We start from the raw sequence: 18,811 nt of genomic DNA on the forward strand, positions 1-18,811 counted from the left end.
GTATTCCGTTACCTATTCGGGCATTTCCGCCGCATCCAGCGCCTGGGCCAAACGACTTTCTTCGCCAAAGTACCTTGCGCGTTCCCAGAATTTCGGGCGGCCGATTCCAGTTGAACGGTGGCGGCCAATGATGTTGCCGTTCGGATCCTCACCAATCATGTCGTAGAGGAAGACGTCCTGAGTGGTGATGATGTCCCCTTCCATTCCCATGACTTCGGTCACATGGGTGATACGACGAGACCCATCACGCAGGCGCGCTGCCTGAACGACAACGTCAATCGAGGATACAATCATTTCCCGAAGAGTTCGGGACGGGAGCGAGAAGCCACCCATTGTGATCATGGACTCAAGTCTCGACAGCGCCTCACGTGGTGAGTTGGCGTGCAACGTACCCATTGAACCATCGTGACCGGTGTTCATGGCCTGCAAGAGGTCAAACGCCTCTGGGCCACGAACCTCACCCACGATGATGCGTTCTGGGCGCATACGCAGGCAGTTCTTCACAAGGTCGCGCATTGTGATCTCGCCTTCACCTTCAAGGTTTGGCGGACGCGTCTCCAGGCGAACAACATGAGGCTGCTGCAGCTGCAACTCGGCAGAATCTTCACAAGTGATGATGCGTTCTGTATTTTCGATATACGCGGTCAGGCAATTGAGCAGCGTGGTTTTACCTGACCCCGTACCACCCGAAATCAAGACGTTACATCGTGACCGCCCAATGATTTGTAGGATCGTCGAACCTTCGGGCGTAATTGACCCAAATTTTGTCAACTGATCGAGGGTGAGTTTGTCCCGCTTGAACTTACGAATGGTGAGTGCAGGTCCATCGATTGCCAGTGGCGGGGCGATGACGTTAACACGAGAACCATCAGGCAGACGGGCGTCACAGATCGGACTTGAGTCGTCCACGCGGCGACCAACCTGGCTCACAATCCGCTGACAAATGTTCATCAGCTGAGCGTTGTCGCGGAAGGAAACGCCGGTCTGCTCCACCTTGCCCTGTGTTTCGATGTAGACGGTTTGAGCGCCGTTGACCATGATATCGGCGATGTCGTCACGCGCCAAGAGTGGTTCAAGCGGTCCATAGCCCAGAACATCGTTACAGATGTCTTCCAGCAGGTCTTCCTGCTCGGAAATCGACATGACCACGTTCTTGAGCGCAATGATGTCATTTACGACATCTCGAATTTCGTCACGCGCATCTTCCGCGTCCAACCTGGCCAGTTGAGACAGGTCGATCGCCTCTACCAAAGCATTGAATATTTGTGCCTTGGTTTCGTAATACTCGCTGTTTTTCTTCCGCGCTTGGGGTGCCGGCTGGGCAGGCTCTGGTGGCGGAGGCGGTGGCGCCGCCGCCGCTGCCGGCTGGGCAGCCGGCTCAGCCTGGACCTTTAGGGGAGCAGGTTCTTCTGCTCTAGCGGTTTCTTGTGCCGGAACAGGAGTTTCCTGCAACCCTGGCACACCTGCCGGGCGGAGGGTCTGAGGTCCAGAGGATGAACTGCCACGTCTTCCAAACATAACGAACTATCTGCTCCGTCGAAAACCGGTTTATCCAGCTTTCCGTTTCAGTTTTGACAACAAACCACCAAGGCTTGAGCGCGACGGTCTGCTGGGCTGAGCCTTGCCGGATACCGACTGTGCCAAGTCTTCGAACATGCGTGCAATTGCGTGCTTGTTGTCCATTTCACCGATCATCTGCCCATTGTTGGCCGCAGTGCCAAACAGTTGCGGCTCAAACGGAATGGAGGCCTGAACTTGAAGTCCTAATGCACTGGCAAACTCATCGGGCTTGATTTCAGGTCGCTTCGGAACGTTGACCTTGTTCATGATCAGGTGCGGTGGTCGATCGTTGGGCCGCAACTGCTTCAGCATGTCGACGGTGTTCTTTGCATTGCGCAGATTTGCAAGATCAGGCTCCGCAACCAGAACAATTTCGTCGACACTTAGAAGCGTATCCTTGACCCAAGCATTCCAGACATGCGGTACATCAAGCACGACAAGCGGCACGCTTGATCGCATGGTCTCAAGAAGCGGCTCGAACGCTTTTTCATTTTGATCATAGGTGCGCTCAAGCGTTGCCGGAGCTGCCAAAAGGCTCAGGTGATCACTGCATTTGGACAAGATGCGATCAAGGTAGGTTTCATCCAGACGCTCGGGCGAAGAGACCGCCTCGAAGACCCCTTGTAACGGATCCTGGTTGTAGTCCAGGCCCGCTGTGCCGAATGGCAAGTCCAAGTCAGTCACGACAACTTCAGTCTGGAAGCTTCGGGCAAGCGACCAGGCACCGTTATGGGCAACGGTCGAAGAGCCGCATCCGCCCTTCACGCCAAAAAAGGCAATGGTTCGTCCGAGCGGTTCAGCTTCCGGATCCGCGTAGAGATTGCCGACTGACCCAATCAGCTGAAAAACGCTCACGGGTGCAATGAGGTACTCACTCACTCCCCTTGCAATCAGTTCGCGATACAGCGTGACGTCGTTCACATCACCGATCACGATCACCTTTGTACCCGCATCGCAGAACTCGGCGAGGTGGTCGAGATTTGTCAGCAATTCCTCACGCTGACCTATTGTTTCGACGATAATCAGATTGGGCGTCGGCGCTTGTTCGAATGTTGAAATTGCAGCCGGAATCCCACCTGAATCAAGCTTCAGGTGTGCCTTGGCCATACGCCGATCTTCCATCGCAGCTTCCGCAACACGCATGGTGGCATCACTTAGACAGAACGCGTGCACGGTTATGCGGGGTATGGCATTTATCTGCATACCTTCTTCATTTACCGTTTGCTGCTGTTCGAACGGCGTTGACGCAGCCTCGAGATATCCGGCCATATCGTTGAAATCCTGATTAGCGCTCATACTTTCACCTATTCGGAAACAGAAGCTCCGACACCTTCTTCAAACTCAGATGCAGTCTTCTTGCCTTCACGGTAGTTCTCAAAAACAACAGCGCGACGCGCCTGATCAGACGGTGTCGATGCTCTTGGCGTGATCAGATCAGACGGGTTGTCAACCATCACAGCCAGGTTCGCCTGAGAAGCACAGCCGAAGTTTTCGTAGTCTGTGTTTTCACCGATGCCACCACCGATGTTTCTCGGCCAGGCACCACATTTTCCTGCAGTCGCCTGCATTCGCGCGTAGGAAAGGCGAATTGGAGCATCCGCAGAGGGGTCCTGCACTGCGTAAGTACGCGTGCTGATCTTAGACCGGCTCAATCCACCGTCTTGCAGGGCTTTGCGGATGTCAGGCGTTACCGCATGAACAGCGACGTCATTTGCACCCCCTGAAGGCACCAGAATTTCGACGGCACCATTACCCTTGTTACGGGATTCGGCCGCGAATGCAGAAATCGTGTGTTCGATTGGGCCGTAAAGGTTTCGTGTGTTTCGACCGATAGGAAGATCGAGGGTTTCGGGCTCTTCGGTGATCACAATGGGATGGCGCAGGCGATAATCGTTGGAAGCCAAAAGGCCGTCCGGATTTTGTGACTGACTCTGACAGCCCACGATCGTCAGACAACCGAGGAAGACAAGAACAGGCTTTGATACGGCTGCAAACCGGACTTTCGTTTGTTTACTCATCCGTCCGTCCTCACTTGTAGATGAAGCCGACCTGGCCGTGATACGTGCCGGCCACGTCACCAGTCGGGTTGTAGATTTTGTTCAACCGATTCAGGAAAATCGTCTCTGCATCAGAAGCCGGTAAAAGGTTCTTGTCTGGCCGCACCATTTTGCTCGCGGCAACGGGACGAACCACATAAGGGGTTACGAACACCGCCAATTCGGTCTGGTCCCGCAAGAAATCACGGCTTTTGAACAGTGCTCCCAAGATTGGAATCTGCATCAATCCCGGCACTCCCTCAACCGCTTGCGAATAGGACTCCTTGAGCAGCCCCGCCATGACCAGAGTTCCACCTGATGGCAGTTCCATGGTTGATTCTGCGCGGCGGACTTTCAGGGCGGAAATTGTGATACCGCCTGCGGAGACAGCGCCTTCGTTACTGAGTTCACTGACTTCGGTTTTAACGCGAAGGCTAATTCTGCCGCCGGAGAGAACAACAGGTGTGAAATCGAGGCCAACACCGAACTTCTTGAACTCTACCGAGATTTCCCCGTCATCGCGAGAAATCGGGATCGGGAATTCACCGCCTGCCAGGAAACTCGCATTTTCACCGGAGATGGCCGTTAGTGTTGGTTCTGCCAGGGTTCGAATGACACCCTCGCGCTGAAGCATCTGAACCTGGGCCGTGATGTTGCTTGCACCACTAATAAACTGTGTGCCGCCCGTCGCCTGATTGACGATGGAGGGGTTGACAGTGAAATTGGGAAGACTTGAAAAGAATGGGGTAAAACTTCCGGTTCCTACGGATCCAGAGAATTGAACACCGAGCTGCTTGATGATGGTACGCTCGACCTCGGCAACAGTGACTTTCAGGTGGACTTGGTCCTTACCCTCAACAGCGATGAGGTTCACAACAGCTTTCGCTGAGTCAGCACCTTGAAATTTCGCAGCTATGTCAGCAGCCTGTTGAGCTTCAAGCGTGCTTTTGGCGGAACCACTTAGTACCACATTTCCATTCACTGATTCTGCAGAAATTCTACTTCCAGGGATCAGTTTTCGAATAATCCGGGTCAGATCTGACGTATCTTTTTCAACTCGAATATTGAAACTTGCAAGTTCGCGGCCGCTGCGACTGAAGAGAACCAGTCTTGATTGTCCCGCCGTGTTGCCGATGACGAATATCCTGCGAGGTGTTCTTAGAACCGCATCAGCAATTTCCGGATTGGACACCAGTACATCAGCTGCATCTTCTGCAAGATTAACGACAACGGAGCGCCCGACACCCACGTTTAGGATGCGACCGCTTGCTCTCTCCCCAGCAGCTATATGGACCTGGCTCGGAAAGTTCCCTTCAGCCAGTGCCGTGCTTGCCGGAATCGCGACCGAAGCTCCCAACAGCAAAGCTGCCGCTGCAAATTTGACTATCTGCTTTTTCATTGCGCCCCTCACACTGGACGTTCCTTTGTCACCGGGATTCATTGCGCACCTGCCTGGCTCGTTACGCCGTATTTGACGTAGCTGACACCGCGACGTCGGGAATTGTCCGCTTCCGCATCATCTGCCGAATCTTGGGCGCTCCGCAGCGCCAGATCTATCGTCCCGACCTGCTGCGATTGAGCTACGATTTCCGATTCAGCCAGAGTTAATTCGAGAGTTGCCGTTTTCTTTGGCGAAAGATTTTTTTGGTCTTGTTCGCCTGCAGTTGTGCTGTCGATGGCCAGAACTCTGATATTTTCTAGAATTGTCTCACTAAGTGCACCACCAGCGTCCGACGATCGCGTCAGAATGACGTCTACTTTGTCACCTGGTAAGATGAACCCACCTGCGGTGGTTTCAGCTTCCACACTGACAGCGATTGCTCTCTTTCCTTTCGGGAGGATCGCTGCCATGAAACCTTTATCCGTATTGATCAATCGCTCTGGGCGAACAGGTTCCCCTGCAAAAATCGGCACTCGCGCGATTCGGCCTTGATACTCGGTATCAGCGGAAGGATTCGATTTTTCGGTCACGGCCCCAAGTGGAACCGTGTCTTCTGGCCAATCGGCCCACGAAAGATCTTCTTCCGTTAGCTTTCCGCCAAGGCTTATGTCCTTTGCCGCTACCAGAACCTTGGAATTCTTTTCTGAAACAGGTTCTTGAACGATTTGCGGCTCACTCTCGCCGCCGGAGGACATGACCAAGCGGAAAGCGATGAAGCCGGCAACCACAGCGATTGCCAAAACAAATATGCGTGCCAGTTTCATGACCATTACCCAATAATTCACTGCGCTTTTGCGCTACCTCGCGTAGTGTGCGGGTGAATTGGTCAAAACATGGTTAACCAGATCTGCATGTTTTTGGTTAATTTCTGTTAACTTTACTAAATAACTTATTAAAAGAGTGCATTTTGCACTTCAAAAGCCAGAAATCTCGCCTGTTTTTACCTTGCGAGATTTTGAAACTTTATTTGATGAAGAAAATTGCGGATCAGAAAGGTCTGATTCTCTTAGCCGATCAGCTGGAACCAAGCTGTGTGCGAATAGATTTGCAAACCAGCTATCGCAATGGCAACACCGTAAGGGATTCCGCTTTTGCTGTCATGCAAACGCAAAAACCAGTCTTGCTGAAACAGAAGTGTCGGCACGATCAGCTTTTGCCGCATCAGCAACATACCGACAGTCAACACCATCCCGTATATGGCGACAAGCACGGCGAAGGCGGCAAGCTCAGGCGTAAATCCGATCCAAAGTGCAATGGCACTTATGAACTTCACGTCGCCACCACCCATCCAGTTAAATGCGAAAAACACAAAACAAGGGACGAAAAACACTGCCATTCCCAGCGCATGCAAACCCCAGGCCTGCATGGGAAGCCCCGTCGCAAGCGCCAGAATGCAAAACCCGGCGACAAGAAGAATAGCGACACGGTTCTGGATCGTCATGGTCAACAGATCCGAGATGCCTCCAAAGGCAACCAACATCGGGAAAATCACTAGAACAGCTGCTTGGATCATTTCGAACCCGTCAATACAGTATTTTCATTGGACTGATGGTCGCAGACATTCGTTAAGAACGCGCAAAGGGCGGCTCAAATGAAAAACGGGCGGTAAACCGCCCGTTTCACGTTTCAAGACGTCGGCGCCAAAGCGCCGTTCCGGTCCATTACTTGATGGCGGTGTCAGCAGTCTTCAGAGTTGTCGAGATGGACGTGAAGATAGCGGACAAAGACGTACCGGTTGCAGTCACAGCAGCGAGAATGATGATGGACAGCAGGCCAGCAATCAGGCCGTATTCAATAGCAGTTGCGCCAGATTCGTCTTTTACGAAACGGTTGATAAGAGATTTCATGTTTTTGCTCCAAGTACCACTTAGTTGACAGCTTCAAAAGCCCGCCGGATCTTTTGTTAGTCCGATCGGACATGAGCTCACCCTAGGACAGAGAGCTTTCCAACCAGTTAAATTTGACATCTATCTTTGTGAAAGTCGCCACAAATACATCTATAGTTAATAATGAGTATAGATAAAAAATAGTTAATCTGGAATTTGAATCATTTAATATTCAATATATTACATACTTTTGGTGCGCATATTTCATGTTTTACTTACAATTCATCAGCCGGAACGGCGTCACCTTCATTTTTATGGAATATCAACTCAAAATGAATCAAACAATTGTCTCAAGGTCAATTCATTAAACCTGGGCAACGGAATTGATTGCTGTCCAACTCAAAATCGACCGTGATCTGTTCTTCTTTAAATGCATGCGAAACTCGCAAGCAATTCTGAAATTCGAGCGCCGTTAGCAGATCGTTCACCACGTTTGTTGCATGATATCGCGAGAAAAGCCCGATATGGAGTACCCATAGGCATGTTTAAGAAGCTGATCAAATGGACGAGCCTGTTCGCATTTGTGTTTCAAGCTGGCGTCGCTATCGCCCAAGATGGGCCAGTCATGGTCACCGTCGACCGTGCAAAGGTCTTCCGCATTGACGATGGCGCATCTGCCGTTATCGTCGGAAATCCCTTCATTGCCGATGTTTCAATGTTTGACCAAAACACGGTCGTCATTACCGGTAAGAGTTACGGCACGACTAACCTTGTCATTCTCGACGAGAACAACAAGCCGATTGTTGACGAAATCATTACGGTTCGCGCGTCTGAAGAAGGTGTTGTCTCCGTTTACAAAAAATCCTCTCGCATGACGTTGTCCTGTAGTCCAACCTGCGAACCAACGCTTCGTCTCGGGGACAACAACGACGCCTTCAAGCAGACCGCCGAACAAGCAACCGCCCGCAACGAGCTCGCCGTTCAGGCGGCCGGCGGCGGGTCTTGAGTTTTGATTCTGGAGTCTTAGTGACATGCGTTTGAGTAAAAGAAATACAATGCCACGTTTTAGGCGACGTTTCTTTTCTATCCGCAAAGACGAAAGCGGTGCGACAGCGATAGAGTTCGGTCTCGTCGCAATTCCGTTTTTTCTGATCCTGTTCGGAATTGTTGAAGTCGGTCTCATTCACATGGTGAACCGAATGCTGGACAATGCTGTCATCGAAGCGTCGAGAATGATCAGGACTGGCCAAGCGCAAACATCTGGTTTCGGCGCCGACGATTTCGAAGGTGAAATTTGCAACGCCCTGCCAGCCTTCCTTTGCAGCACAGAACGCATTGTCGTCGTTGTCGATCAGATTGACAGCTTTTCGGCCGCAGCTTCAACGAACGACATGTACGATGCCGATGGCGACCTCGTCGAAGATTCTAGCTACACCGCTGAAGCCAACAATTCTGGTGAAATTGTCATGGTGAATGTCGTGTACCGCTGGCCAATGATCACGTCCCTGCTGTCGCTTAACCTAGCTGACCATGGAACCGAACGTCATCTCACATCAACATTGGTGTTTCGAAATGAACCGTGGGAATAGCATGAACGCTCGCAGGCCTAACCCTGCACAGACGATAGTCTCCATCTGGCGTAGGCTTCAGGTCGACACCCGTGCTGTTTCTGCAGTTGAGTTTGCTCTGATCCTCCCGTTGATGCTGATCATTCTAATCGGCATGGAGGAAGCTACGGGAGCCCTGAATCAGGACCGCAAAGTCAGCCGTATCGCAAACTCCGTTACCGACCTTGTCGCCCAAGCACAGACTGTCGACAAGAACGATCTTCAGGGCATTATGGATCTAGGCGAAAAGATCTTGACCCCCTACCCCGCTGATACTCTGGATATTGTGCTAGCGAGTGTTACCTTTGACGAAGACGGCGATGCCTCCGTTGACTGGAGTTTAAACAAGTCAGGCGGCGAACCATGGGCACCAGGAGCTGTGCCCCCGGTAACACTTCCGGGCACTGTCTCTGTCGCGAACACATCCATAGTCGTTGGACAAGTGAGCCTAACTTATACACCGACCTTTGCCGGAATCTTCACCGAGGTCTTTGACCGTGACTCTGCCATAGACCTAGGCGACACCTATTATCTACGGCCGCGTCTGACCAACACCGTTGCCTGTTCCGATTGTTGACAACAGGCAGTATCAGCTTGCTTTGAGCAGCAGCAACGGCAATTTACTCATCCCACTTGTTTCGTCATACAATCCCGCTACTCTCCCGCAGGATGTTGCGTTGCAATACGCAATTTGAACTCGGGAACATTAGTCGATGGCGACAAACAAGACGTATGAACAGATCGAGATTGGTGATACGGCCGAGATTGTCCGGGAGTGTTCATCCAACGATCTCCTGGTTTTTGCCCACGCCTCGGGAAATCGCAATCCAATTCATTTACCCGATACCGATTGGACCGGAGACGGCAAGATCGACAAACCGATGGCCCCAGCCATGTGGGTTGGCGGCCTCGCGTCTGCCGTACTTGGCAACATTCTGCCCGGCCCAGGCAGCGTCTATAAGGCCCAGTCCTTCCGTTTCCTGGGTCGTGCGGCTGTCGGTGACAAACTGACCGTCAAAGTGACTGCCACCGAGAAACGGCCTGACAATATCGTTCTCTTTGACATGTCCGTCACCCGCGAAGACGGCGTCAGACTTGTTGAGGGTATTTCCGAAGTCCGCGCCCCGACGGAAACAATTGAATTCGATGCCAGCGAAATTCCTGCGCTTCTTGTCCAACGACATCGCCATTTCAATCGGATGATTGAGTTGGCCAAAACCCTGCCAGCCTTGCCGACCGCAGTCGCGGCGCCCGATGATCCGAACTCGCTGGAAGGTGCCCTCCTAGCTGCAAGGGAGGGGTTGATCGATCCTGTCTTGATCGGCGCAAGAGACCGGATTGAAACCGCAGCAAACGAACTGAATGAAGATATCAGCCAATTTGAGCTGATTGATATCGAAGACGAGTCTGAAGCGGCCGGACGCGCGGTAGAAATGGTTCATGAAGGGCGGGTCAAGGCGGTCATGAAAGGCCACCTTCACACCGATCACCTGCTGAAACATGTGGTCAAGCGAGACGGAGGCCTCAGAACCAAACGTCGGATCAGCCACGTATTTGTCATGGATATTCCAGGACGCAAAACGCCGGTGCTGATTTCGGACGCAGCGATCAACATTTCGCCTGACCTCAACACCAAGGTCGACATTACACAAAACGCGATTGATGCGGCGCGGTCGCTCGGTTTGGACACACCCCGTGTCGGCATTTTGTCCGCAATCGAAACCGTCAATCCCGCCATCCCTTCCAGCCTTGATGCAGCGGTTCTTTCAAAGATGGCCGAGCGAGGCCAAATCAGCGGGGCCGTTGTGGATGGTCCTCTCGCAATGGACAACGCAATCGATGTCCAGGCGGCACGGACAAAGGGTATCACCTCGCTGGTCGCCGGACACGCAGAAGTCCTGATCGTGCCTAATCTGGAATCCGGTAACATGCTGGCCAAGGAGCTCACATTCATCGCCCACGCAGAAGCCGCTGGCCTTGTCATAGGGGCAAAGGTTCCGGTCATGCTGACCAGTCGCGCGGATGACGGCCGTGCCCGCCTCGCATCCTGCGCGTTGGCAATGCTTTATGTGCATTGGCAGAAGAACGGCCTTCCAGCCGGAATGCTCGACCGCGAGGAAGAGTGATCGTGGTTCCGGTTATCCTCGTCCTGAATTCCGGTTCTTCTTCAATCAAGTTTTCGCTCTACTCTGGTAAGTGCGAGCAACTCAAAGGACAGATCTCGGGGTTGGGTGCCGAGCCTCATCTTGCGCTGGTATCTCATGCCTCCGGTCTGACAATTGACCGCAACCTTCAAGACGACGAAGGAACAAGCCACAAGACGGCGCTGGCTGCCCTCCTACCCATTCTTGAACGAGAGCTTGGTGGTCGTCCGGTTGACGCCGTTGGTCACCGGGTTGTCCATGGAGGCGTTTATCACACCAGCCCCTTGAAGATAACCGACACAGTTCTTCAGGATCTCAAGGCGCTCGAACCCTTGGCGCCGCTGCATCAACCTCACAACCTTGCCGGTGTGGAAGCCGCGCGCGCGGCATTTCCAGGCGCTTTGCAAACTGCATGTTTCGATACTGCCTTCCACCGCAAGCATCCGTGGGTCAACGATACATTCGCTCTTCCCAGATCTCTTTATGACGAAGGTGTCCGTCGATACGGGTTTCATGGGCTTTCCTATGAGTTCATCTGCAGTCATTTGAAGGAGACACGTCCAGACGTTTTCCGAGGCAGGGTTGTTGTCGCCCACTTGGGAAATGGCGCGTCCATGTGTGCCATCCGTGATGGCCAAAGCATCGGATCGACAATGGGCTTTACGGCACTGGACGGGTTACCGATGGGCACGCGATGCGGCCAACTCGACCCGGGCGTCGTCCTTTATCTTTTGACCACCAAAGGCATGAGCGCTGACGCAGTCTCAGATCTGCTCTACAAGAACTCCGGTCTCAAGGGCCTGTCCGGCATCAGCCAGGACATGCGCAGGTTAAGCGAAAGCACCGATCCGCGCGCCGCCGAGGCAATCGACTATTTCGTGTTTCGCATTCGGCGTGAACTTGGTGCCATGGCAGCAGTCCTGAACGGTCTGGACACGCTCGTATTCACAGGCGGAATCGGCGAAAACGCAGCGCTCATCCGGAAGCGTGTGTGTGCAGAGCAGGATTGGCTCGGCATGTTGATTGATGAGGCTCGAAACAAAGCGCGGGAAGAAGACATTTCCGCCGCCACTTCTCAGATCAAGGTACTGGTCATTCCAACCAATGAAGAAGAAATGATCCGTCGACACACGGAAACACTCTTGAAGGCGGCACTCTAACAAGTTGACTCTCAAAATACTCGATTATCTATCGGCCAGACGGTTCTAACACGCTTGCAAAGGCGTCTTCGTAAGTGCGGACCACCGGGCGATAGTCAGCATGTACAACCGGCTCAAAGCCACCTGGCAAGTCGGGTTCAATCGCAAGATAAGCGCCGGGGTCCTCGCGTCGCATATCCATCAACCCAGCTCTCAAACGGCGTTTCAACACATCCGGCAGATCTTTTCCCAGACTATGAGCGGAATAGGGAATGGGGGGCGAACGCCAAACAATCTCCAGATCCTTAAATCCGCGCCCGCCGCTCACGTAGTAGTCGTTGAGCGTTCCGGCCGTGTAGCCGTTTTTTGCCTCTCCAGCCAGGGTCGACCAGGCGAGTGCCGCCTGTACCCGTCCATCCAGCAACGCGCGAATACCGTCAACGGGATCCTGAACTTCCACCAGCGTGCTGAAATGTGCCCTCACGTCGATACCGTCTGCCGCCAAGTTCGCCAAGGGAACGCGATAGCCCGTTGAACTGTTCTTGCCACCAACGGCCAGACGGACGTCTTTCAGGTCCGCAAGCGATATTTTCTCGGTACCACTTTTGCCGACAAGGATGGCATAAAAACGCGCTGGAAAGTCATCCGGACCAGCGGTAACGAGAGGTTCAATGCAGCTGCAAAGCCTGTATGCTGCCGCATAGGCGGAGGGTGACAGGCGTGCGTAGTCAATTCGCCCTTCAGCTATAGCTTCTACGGCGTCACCCATTGTATCCATCAAAAAGAGGTCAACCGGCAGATCGGCAATATCTTCAAGCGCCAGCCGAAACGGCTCAACTCTGTCCCTGGCGTTCTCATCCCCGGCCACCACAACACCAAGTCGAAGACGATCCGGCAAGTCAGCGCTTTCCTGAGCAAGTGTTGAACCGGCAAACACAAACACAAGGAAAATAAGTGCAATCAACCCGACGGCGTTTCCTGTCCACGTCGCAATTCCGACATAAGCTTTTGGGAGAAAACGCAAATTCCTATCTCACCTATCTTGCACCCTGACAACATTGACCGGAGCGGCCCATGAATGACGTTATCACGACCGTGGTGTTCGATATAGGAAATGTCCTGATCGAATGGAATCCTGAACATCTTTATCGTCGTCTCATTCCGGATGAAGTCGAAAGAGCAGATTTTCTCCAAAACGTTTGCAACATGAACTGGAACCTTGAACAGGACCTTGGACGCTCCTGGGCAGAGGCCGTTGATACGCTTTGCGCACTTCATCCCGACAAAGCAGATCTGATTGCGGCGTATTCAGATCAATGGCACGAGATGATCCCCGGTGAAGTTTCCGGGACACGCCAAATCCTCCAGGAGCTCCAAGAAAAGAACACCCCGCTTTTTGCAGTCACCAATTTTTCGAACGAAAAATTCGCAGAGTGCCTGGTACGATTCCCGTTTCTCAAGACCAGCTTTGTCGACACTGTGGTGTCTGCAGAAGAGCGTTTGATCAAACCGGACCCCAGGATCTATCAGGTCCTGTTTAATCGAAATGGACTTGAACCCGGCACGTGCCTGTTCATCGACGATTCAGCGGCCAATGTTGAGGCTGCCCGCAATGTCGGGATGCAAGCGCATCATTTTAAAGAGGCGCACGCTTTGCGGCAGGACCTCAAGAATCGCGGTTTGCTCACTAACTAAGCTTCCTTAGCCGGCAAATCCTTCAAGCACATTGACACAGTTGGTGCCCAGTGCGTCGACGGCATAGCCACCTTCCATGACGAACAAGGTTGGCACGCCGACTTTCTTCAGTCGTTCGCCGAGACGACTGAAGTCCTCGCTCTTGAAGCGGAAACCGGAAATCGGGTCGTTCTCATAACAATCCATGCCAAGCGACACGACCATCGCATCCGGCTTGTAAACCAGCAGCCAACGGCAGGCCTCTTCGAGTGCAGGAGTATAGCTATCCCAATCCGTACCAAGCGGAAGCGGCCAGTTGCGCGTGAAACCTGTGCCCGCGTGTTCTCCCGTCTCGTCGGCATAACCCAGGAAATAAGGATATTCATCCTTCGGATCGGCGTGAATGGACAAAAACAGGATGTCAGGCCGGTCGTAGAAAAGAGCCTGGGTTCCGTTTCCATGATGGTAATCGACATCCAGAATGGCGATGCGATGCAATCCGTAGTCGCGCAGATACTGTGCTGCGATGGCCGCATTGTTGAGGAAGCAATACCCTCCGAAAAAATCAAAACCGGCGTGGTGTCCCGGCGGCCGGCACAGTGCGAATGCGGATTGTTCTCCATCCAGAAGGAATTTTGCAGCCGTCAGCGCGGTATCGGCAGAGGCGCGCGCCGCCTTGAAAGTGTTTTCACCAAGCGGAGTGCCCGCGTCCATTGAATATCGACCGAGCAATCCATCAATGTGGTTCACATCAATGTCCTGCCGCAGACTTCTGATCGGCCACACAAACGGGAAAGCTTCGTTGGAGCGGCCTGCCGCCAGCCACTTATCCCAGAAGTCTTCCAAAAAGCCGACATAGTCCGGTGCATGTACTCTATGGAGCGGCCTGATCGGAAAATCATCCGGTGAAACAATCTCGCCGACTTTTCGACTTTTGACGGTTTCCAGGACCATTTCGGCCCGGCTCGGAACTTCGACAGCGGGTTTCAATTCGCCGTCTGAAATCTCCTGCTTCGGCGCATGGGCAAGCTGGGTGTCTGAAAAAACGGTCTTCAAATACTTCTCCCCAGTCCCGCCTTGGCCTCACCCGCAGATCCTAGTGTATCCGATCTCACGAAAAACGGAATTCCGTCACATGACTATAAGTCTCAGTCGGCCGCAACAGAACATTTGTGAAGTTTGACCTGTTGACGCTGTCGGGCCAACGCTGCGCTTCCAGGCACAGTCCGGCATGTGGGCCGTAGTGTTTTCCGTCCAACCCGGGAACAGCAACAGTCAGTTTGCCGGCATCGTATAACTGAAGTCCGGGCTCCGTGGTCCAGACTTCCATGCGCCTGTCACCTGCGCTGTCTTCAAGTGCTGCCGCAAAGGCGACCTGGTCGCGCGGCGCGTCCGCCAAACAGAAATTGTGGTCGTAAAAAACGTCCTCTTCACCGGATTTTCGTTTCAGTTTACGGCCATCCTGAAAATCAAACGCTGTCCAGGCAACATTCCTGACTTCCCCTGTCGGGATCAAATGCTCGTCTACCGGCAAATAGCTTTCTGCCGCAATTTCAAGCGTGTGACCCAGGATAGTCTCACTGCCATCCAGATTAAAATATGCGTGCTGTGTGAGGTTGACCGGGGTGGTTTTGTCGGTTGTTGCCGTAATCTTGACGCGCAATGCTCCAGAACCGGTAAGCGTATATCGAACGAGTGCTTCAACGCGGCCTGGATATCCCATTTCACCGTCTTCAGAAACCAACTTCAAGAGCACACTGGCCTTGTCGCTTTGCTCGATCTGCCAGATGCGGTTTGAAAACCCATCTGAGCCGCCGTGAAGATGATTGCGGCCTCCATCATTGCAGTCCAACTGGTATTCGTTTCCGTCAATGCTCATTTTACCGCCGGCGATGCGATTGGCGCATCGCCCGGCAATTACCCCGAAATAAGGCGAATGATCCAGATAGCTTTGCAGGTCATCAAAACCGAGCACAACTGTTTGCCCATCCACTTTCAAGTCCCGGATAACCGCGCCAAGTGTCAGGATCGAAGCCTCCAAGACACCTTTCTTAAGGGTGATCTCCTGAACAGCAGTTCCGTCCGGAAGAAACCCGAATTCATTGATCATGCAATTCTCCGTAGACCCATCTCAGGTCCGTTTTCCGAGCGCCGCAAGCCGACAGGATCATTCGTTGCCCCTGCCCTCAAGCTCAAGTCTTCACCGAAACTCTCATAGGCAAGTCTCAACTACCGGTCTCAAATCGTCTGGTTGTAGTCGCCGACTTCGGGGTTCTCACGCAGGATGCCGTCGACGGCCTTGAACATGGCGTGCAGACGATCTTCAGAAACGGGACTTTCGACCACGACAACCAGTTCGGGCTTGTTCGAAGAGGCACGAACCAGTCCCCAGGTTCCGTCCTCGCTGACTACACGCACACCATTGACCGTAATCAGGTCGGTTATCGCCTGTCCCGCAACAGTTTCGCCCCGTTCCTTCATGTCCTGAAATCTCGACACGACACGTTCGATAACATCGTATTTGATTTCATCGGCACATTTCGGAGACATGGTCGGCGAGCCCCAGGTCTTGGGCAAATCGCGCCGCAGGTCGGCCATTGTCTTGTTCGGATTGCGGTGCAGCATGTCGAGAATTGCGATAGCGGACACGAGACCATCGTCATAACCGCGTCCAATCGGCTGATTGAAAAAGTAGTGCCCAGACTTTTCAAATCCAACGACTGCGTTCAAATCCCTGACGCGACGTTTGATATAGGAATGACCGGTTTTGTAGTAGTCGGTCTTTGCACCATTGGCCTGAAGGACGGGGTCAGTATGGTAAAGCCCGGTCGATTTCACATCGACCACAAACTGGCTGTTCGGATGCAGGGCGGAAATGTCACGCGCCAGCATGACGCCAACCTTGTCGGCGAAGATTTCTTCGCCTTCATTGTCGACGACGCCACAACGGTCACCATCCCCATCGAAACCCAGTCCAACCTCTGCGCCAACTTCCAGAACTTTGTCCCGTAATGCATGAAGCATCTGCATATCTTCCGGGTTCGGATTGTATCGCGGAAACGTATGATCCAGTTCCGCATCCAACGGAAAGACTTCTGCCCCAAGTGCCTCAAGGATCTTTGGAGCGAAAGCTCCGGCGGTGCCGTTGCCGCAAGCTGCAACCACCTTGATCGGGCGTTTCAGTTTGGGCCTGTCCGTCAGGTCTTTGGCATAAAGCTCCGGGAAACCGTCAACGAACCGGTAGCTGCCACCACCTTTCAGATCGAACGCGGCACCCAGGACGATTTCCCTGAGGCGACTCATTTCATCAGGACCAAATGTCAAAGGCCTGTCGATCCCCATTTTGACACCGGTCCATCCGTTGTCATTGTGGGATGCCGTGATCATGGCAACAGCAGGAACATCCAATGCGAATTGCGAAAAATAGGCCATAGGCGACAAAGCCAGCCCGATATCATGTACGTTGACGCCAGCCGCCAGCAACCCATTGATCACGGCCATCTTGATGGAAGCGGAATAGCCGCGAAAATCATGTCCAACGGCAATATCCGGTCGCACGCCCCGCTCATGGATCAGGGTTCCGATACCCATGCCAAGCGCCTGCATGCCCATCAGATTGATTTCTTCTTCGAAGAGCCAACGGGCATCGTACTCCCGGAATCCCGTCGGCTTGACCATCGGCAAGGATTCGTATTCGAGCGTGTTCGGCGTCAGGCTTGCCACAGGTTTCGGGAACATCAATACCTCGCAAATGAACTTGTTTCGGGGCCACTCGGCCGAACGGATTGGATTAAACTCAAAAGCTTCAATTGACTACTGAACCAGTACTAGTGTCCCGTTTGATATGTCAAACCGGTCCAATTGATTGAGAGCAGACATTCCCAGCAGGGGTTGACCAAGACTTTGGTCTTTCAAGACCAGGGCATCCAGGTTTTTCAATCGAATGCTTCCGATCCGCATCCCATCGATGACCGCCATGGCACCATAAACCGTGCCATTGGCTGTACGAATAGCGTATTTGTAGTCCGCTGCCTTCGGGAAAATGCCAACGTCTCGGGCAACCGATTCAGGCAACACGGTATGTGTTGCGCCGGTGTCCACCAACATTTCTACCGTCTGTCCATTCACCTTGAACAAGTCGACGAACTGGCCCTGATAGTTGGCAGAGATACGATGTTTGCGATCGCCTCCGGGCGTTTCATCAATGTCAGCCGTTTTCGCAGACTGGATGTTACCCGCCGCAAGCTGAGGTGCAAACTTCTGCAGCAGATTGGGCAGAAACGGGGTTATCCCGATGAAAAACAGCAATATCAGCACAAATCGCGCCATGGCTGACCTTTAGTCCGAACTCGACACAACAATCGGTCAGCCTGATTAGCACGGTTTCCTTAGCGGGCTGTAAAGCCGCTTCAGAGAATTTGATCGGCAAGACGCATGATGTCTTCATGGTGTGGTGCACTCGTCTGAGCACCCGTTACCGTGCAGGCAAGCGCACCGGCGGCGATCCCTTCCCTTAGTGCACGGGGAAAGGGAATGTTGCGATCCAACGCAGACGCCAATGCACCGCAGAAGGCATCGCCGGCCCCAGTCGTATCGACAGCCTCTATCTTTGGAGCGCCAATCCGAACCGGTCCATTGCCATCATCGGCCACGATGCCCTGGGATCCTTGAGTGACAACTGCAACATGTCCGTCAGATGCGAAATGAGCCAGAAATGCCTCCGGTTCGCCAGCTAGCCCTAACGAGGCCGCGATCAGCGCTGCTTCACTTTCATTCACAACCAATACATCCGTCGCTTCCAAGGCAGCGCGCAGATTGCCTTCAGGAACGGGTGCCGGGTTCCAGATCACACGAGACCCTTCGGCTTTGGCCATTTGCATTGAGGTGACGTTTTCGGTGAAAGGGATTTCGCCCTGCAACAGCAGGATGCCATTCGGTATGAGCACTTCTGAAAGCCATTCGGCATCAACGCGCGCGTTCGTTCCGCTGGCAACGATGATCTGGTTTTCGCCCGCCGGGTCGATGCCGATCAAAGCGATGCCAGTCGTTCCGGGAAGCGATCTGATGCCGGACAGGTCGACATCTGCTTCGCGCAGATTGCGCAGCGCCAGATCCGCGAATGCATCTTGTCCGACGGCACTGATCATCGTCACAGCCGATCCAGCGCGCCGTGCAGCCAGCGCCTGGTTTGCGCCTTTGCCACCCGGGAACATTTGATGATCTGGACCGCTTACAGTCTCTCCGGCCCGCGGCAAGCGCGGCACAGCAACAACCAGATCCAGATTAATGGATCCGAATACCGTGATCATTCATTGCCTCCCCGTTTGAGCCAGAGGTTAAAAGCCCCATCGCCAAGCGCAAGAAAAATGCGCGGCAGGAACCTG

19 protein-coding genes are annotated in these 18,811 nt (G+C 53.3%); 6 read left to right on the top strand and 13 right to left on the bottom strand.

Annotated elements, in window-relative coordinates; translation table 11 throughout:
- Positions 1-12 precede the first annotated feature (12 nt).
- The 7 genes from K1718_RS24400 to K1718_RS24430 all read right to left on the bottom strand — a co-directional run bounded on the left by K1718_RS24400 (position 13) and on the right by K1718_RS24430 (position 6,884).
- A complete protein-coding gene (locus K1718_RS24400) occupies positions 13-1,518 on the bottom strand; it encodes a CpaF family protein (RefSeq protein WP_173006175.1) in 1,506 nt (501 codons plus the stop codon).
- Between the two features lie 30 nt (positions 1,519-1,548).
- The gene (locus tag K1718_RS24405) at positions 1,549-2,856 is read right to left on the bottom strand and encodes a CpaE/TadZ family protein (protein ID WP_152503549.1); all 1,308 of its coding nucleotides are present in this window, start codon (positions 2,854-2,856) and stop codon (positions 1,549-1,551) included.
- Positions 2,857-2,864: 8 nt separating this feature from the next.
- Positions 2,865-3,578 carry a CpaD family pilus assembly protein gene (locus tag K1718_RS24410; protein ID WP_152503550.1) on the bottom strand — a complete coding sequence of 238 codons (714 nt, stop codon included), beginning with the start codon at positions 3,576-3,578 and terminating at the stop codon, positions 2,865-2,867.
- A gap of 10 nt (positions 3,579-3,588) precedes the next feature.
- Positions 3,589-4,995: a type II and III secretion system protein family protein gene (locus tag K1718_RS24415; protein ID WP_265680523.1), complete on the bottom strand. Its 1,407-nt coding sequence runs from the start codon at positions 4,993-4,995 to the stop codon at positions 3,589-3,591.
- A gap of 38 nt (positions 4,996-5,033) precedes the next feature.
- Positions 5,034-5,801: a Flp pilus assembly protein CpaB gene (cpaB, locus tag K1718_RS24420; protein WP_265680522.1), complete on the bottom strand. Its 768-nt coding sequence runs from the start codon at positions 5,799-5,801 to the stop codon at positions 5,034-5,036.
- 242 nt (positions 5,802-6,043) lie between these two features.
- Entirely contained in the window at positions 6,044-6,550 is a 507-nt protein-coding gene (locus K1718_RS24425; protein ID WP_265680521.1) for an A24 family peptidase, read from the bottom strand.
- Positions 6,551-6,698: 148 nt separating this feature from the next.
- The gene (locus K1718_RS24430) at positions 6,699-6,884 is read right to left on the bottom strand and encodes a Flp family type IVb pilin (RefSeq protein ID WP_265680520.1); all 186 of its coding nucleotides are present in this window, start codon (positions 6,882-6,884) and stop codon (positions 6,699-6,701) included.
- A 520-nt stretch (positions 6,885-7,404) separates the two neighbouring features.
- Between K1718_RS24430 and K1718_RS24435 the strand changes: the two genes are divergently transcribed.
- The 5 genes from K1718_RS24435 to K1718_RS24455 all read left to right on the top strand — a co-directional run bounded on the left by K1718_RS24435 (position 7,405) and on the right by K1718_RS24455 (position 11,774).
- The gene (locus tag K1718_RS24435) at positions 7,405-7,869 is read left to right on the top strand and encodes a pilus assembly protein N-terminal domain-containing protein (RefSeq protein ID WP_265680519.1); all 465 of its coding nucleotides are present in this window, start codon (positions 7,405-7,407) and stop codon (positions 7,867-7,869) included.
- Positions 7,870-7,918: 49 nt separating this feature from the next.
- Positions 7,919-8,452, top strand: coding sequence for a TadE/TadG family type IV pilus assembly protein (locus tag K1718_RS24440; RefSeq protein ID WP_265680518.1), 534 nt, complete (start codon positions 7,919-7,921; stop codon positions 8,450-8,452).
- Position 8,453: 1 nt separating this feature from the next.
- The gene (locus K1718_RS24445; protein ID WP_265680517.1) at positions 8,454-9,047 is read left to right on the top strand and encodes a TadE/TadG family type IV pilus assembly protein; all 594 of its coding nucleotides are present in this window, start codon (positions 8,454-8,456) and stop codon (positions 9,045-9,047) included.
- A 136-nt stretch (positions 9,048-9,183) separates the two neighbouring features.
- Positions 9,184-10,596 carry a bifunctional enoyl-CoA hydratase/phosphate acetyltransferase gene (locus tag K1718_RS24450; protein ID WP_265680516.1) on the top strand — a complete coding sequence of 471 codons (1,413 nt, stop codon included), beginning with the start codon at positions 9,184-9,186 and terminating at the stop codon, positions 10,594-10,596.
- Between the two features lie 2 nt (positions 10,597-10,598).
- Positions 10,599-11,774, top strand: a complete 1,176-nt coding sequence (locus K1718_RS24455; RefSeq protein ID WP_265680515.1) for an acetate/propionate family kinase — start codon at positions 10,599-10,601, stop codon at positions 11,772-11,774.
- Between the two features lie 28 nt (positions 11,775-11,802).
- Here the strand turns inward: K1718_RS24455 and K1718_RS24460 are convergent, their stop codons facing one another.
- Positions 11,803-12,777 carry a phosphate/phosphite/phosphonate ABC transporter substrate-binding protein gene (locus tag K1718_RS24460; protein WP_265680514.1) on the bottom strand — a complete coding sequence of 325 codons (975 nt, stop codon included), beginning with the start codon at positions 12,775-12,777 and terminating at the stop codon, positions 11,803-11,805.
- A gap of 50 nt (positions 12,778-12,827) precedes the next feature.
- On the opposite strand from K1718_RS24460, the gene K1718_RS24465 reads away from it, so the two are divergent.
- Entirely contained in the window at positions 12,828-13,448 is a 621-nt protein-coding gene (locus K1718_RS24465; protein ID WP_265680513.1) for an HAD family hydrolase, read from the top strand.
- 6 nt (positions 13,449-13,454) lie between these two features.
- Here the strand turns inward: K1718_RS24465 and K1718_RS24470 are convergent, their stop codons facing one another.
- The 5 genes from K1718_RS24470 to K1718_RS24490 all read right to left on the bottom strand — a co-directional run bounded on the left by K1718_RS24470 (position 13,455) and on the right by K1718_RS24490 (position 18,736).
- The gene (locus tag K1718_RS24470) at positions 13,455-14,483 is read right to left on the bottom strand and encodes a histone deacetylase family protein (RefSeq protein ID WP_265680512.1); all 1,029 of its coding nucleotides are present in this window, start codon (positions 14,481-14,483) and stop codon (positions 13,455-13,457) included.
- A gap of 55 nt (positions 14,484-14,538) precedes the next feature.
- Entirely contained in the window at positions 14,539-15,537 is a 999-nt protein-coding gene (locus K1718_RS24475; RefSeq protein WP_265680511.1) for an aldose epimerase family protein, read from the bottom strand.
- Between the two features lie 128 nt (positions 15,538-15,665).
- Positions 15,666-17,165, bottom strand: a complete 1,500-nt coding sequence (locus K1718_RS24480; RefSeq protein WP_265680510.1) for a phosphomannomutase/phosphoglucomutase — start codon at positions 17,163-17,165, stop codon at positions 15,666-15,668.
- Positions 17,166-17,240: 75 nt separating this feature from the next.
- Complete coding sequence (locus K1718_RS24485) at positions 17,241-17,756, bottom strand: retropepsin-like aspartic protease family protein (RefSeq protein ID WP_265680509.1); 516 nt, start codon at positions 17,754-17,756, stop codon at positions 17,241-17,243.
- An 80-nt stretch (positions 17,757-17,836) separates the two neighbouring features.
- Positions 17,837-18,736, bottom strand: a complete 900-nt coding sequence (locus tag K1718_RS24490; protein WP_265680508.1) for a ribokinase — start codon at positions 18,734-18,736, stop codon at positions 17,837-17,839.
- Positions 18,737-18,811: the final 75 nt, after the last annotated feature.

The organism is Roseibium porphyridii (assembly GCF_026191725.2).
GTDB lineage: Bacteria > Pseudomonadota > Alphaproteobacteria > Rhizobiales > Stappiaceae > Roseibium > Roseibium porphyridii.

Bases quoted from the DNA above. Each gene is read 5' to 3' on its own strand.
- K1718_RS24445 (WP_265680517.1), top strand. From the start codon at position 8,454: ATGAACGCTCGCAGGCCTAACCCTGCACAGACGATAGTCTCCATCTGG.
- cpaB (WP_265680522.1), bottom strand. From the start codon at position 5,801: ATGAAACTGGCACGCATATTTGTTTTGGCAATCGCTGTGGTTGCCGGC.
- K1718_RS24430 (WP_265680520.1), bottom strand. From the start codon at position 6,884: ATGAAATCTCTTATCAACCGTTTCGTAAAAGACGAATCTGGCGCAACT.
- K1718_RS24415 (WP_265680523.1), bottom strand. From the start codon at position 4,995: ATGAAAAAGCAGATAGTCAAATTTGCAGCGGCAGCTTTGCTGTTGGGA.
- K1718_RS24465 (WP_265680513.1), top strand. From the start codon at position 12,828: ATGAATGACGTTATCACGACCGTGGTGTTCGATATAGGAAATGTCCTG.
- K1718_RS24400 (WP_173006175.1), bottom strand. From the start codon at position 1,518: ATGTTTGGAAGACGTGGCAGTTCATCCTCTGGACCTCAGACCCTCCGC.
- K1718_RS24435 (WP_265680519.1), top strand. From the start codon at position 7,405: ATGTTTAAGAAGCTGATCAAATGGACGAGCCTGTTCGCATTTGTGTTT.
- K1718_RS24440 (WP_265680518.1), top strand. From the start codon at position 7,919: ATGCCACGTTTTAGGCGACGTTTCTTTTCTATCCGCAAAGACGAAAGC.
- K1718_RS24405 (WP_152503549.1), bottom strand. From the start codon at position 2,856: ATGAGCGCTAATCAGGATTTCAACGATATGGCCGGATATCTCGAGGCT.
- K1718_RS24490 (WP_265680508.1), bottom strand. From the start codon at position 18,736: ATGATCACGGTATTCGGATCCATTAATCTGGATCTGGTTGTTGCTGTG.
- K1718_RS24425 (WP_265680521.1), bottom strand. From the start codon at position 6,550: ATGATCCAAGCAGCTGTTCTAGTGATTTTCCCGATGTTGGTTGCCTTT.
- K1718_RS24450 (WP_265680516.1), top strand. From the start codon at position 9,184: ATGGCGACAAACAAGACGTATGAACAGATCGAGATTGGTGATACGGCC.
- K1718_RS24480 (WP_265680510.1), bottom strand. From the start codon at position 17,165: ATGTTCCCGAAACCTGTGGCAAGCCTGACGCCGAACACGCTCGAATAC.
- K1718_RS24410 (WP_152503550.1), bottom strand. From the start codon at position 3,578: ATGAGTAAACAAACGAAAGTCCGGTTTGCAGCCGTATCAAAGCCTGTT.
- K1718_RS24475 (WP_265680511.1), bottom strand. From the start codon at position 15,537: ATGATCAATGAATTCGGGTTTCTTCCGGACGGAACTGCTGTTCAGGAG.
- K1718_RS24485 (WP_265680509.1), bottom strand. From the start codon at position 17,756: ATGGCGCGATTTGTGCTGATATTGCTGTTTTTCATCGGGATAACCCCG.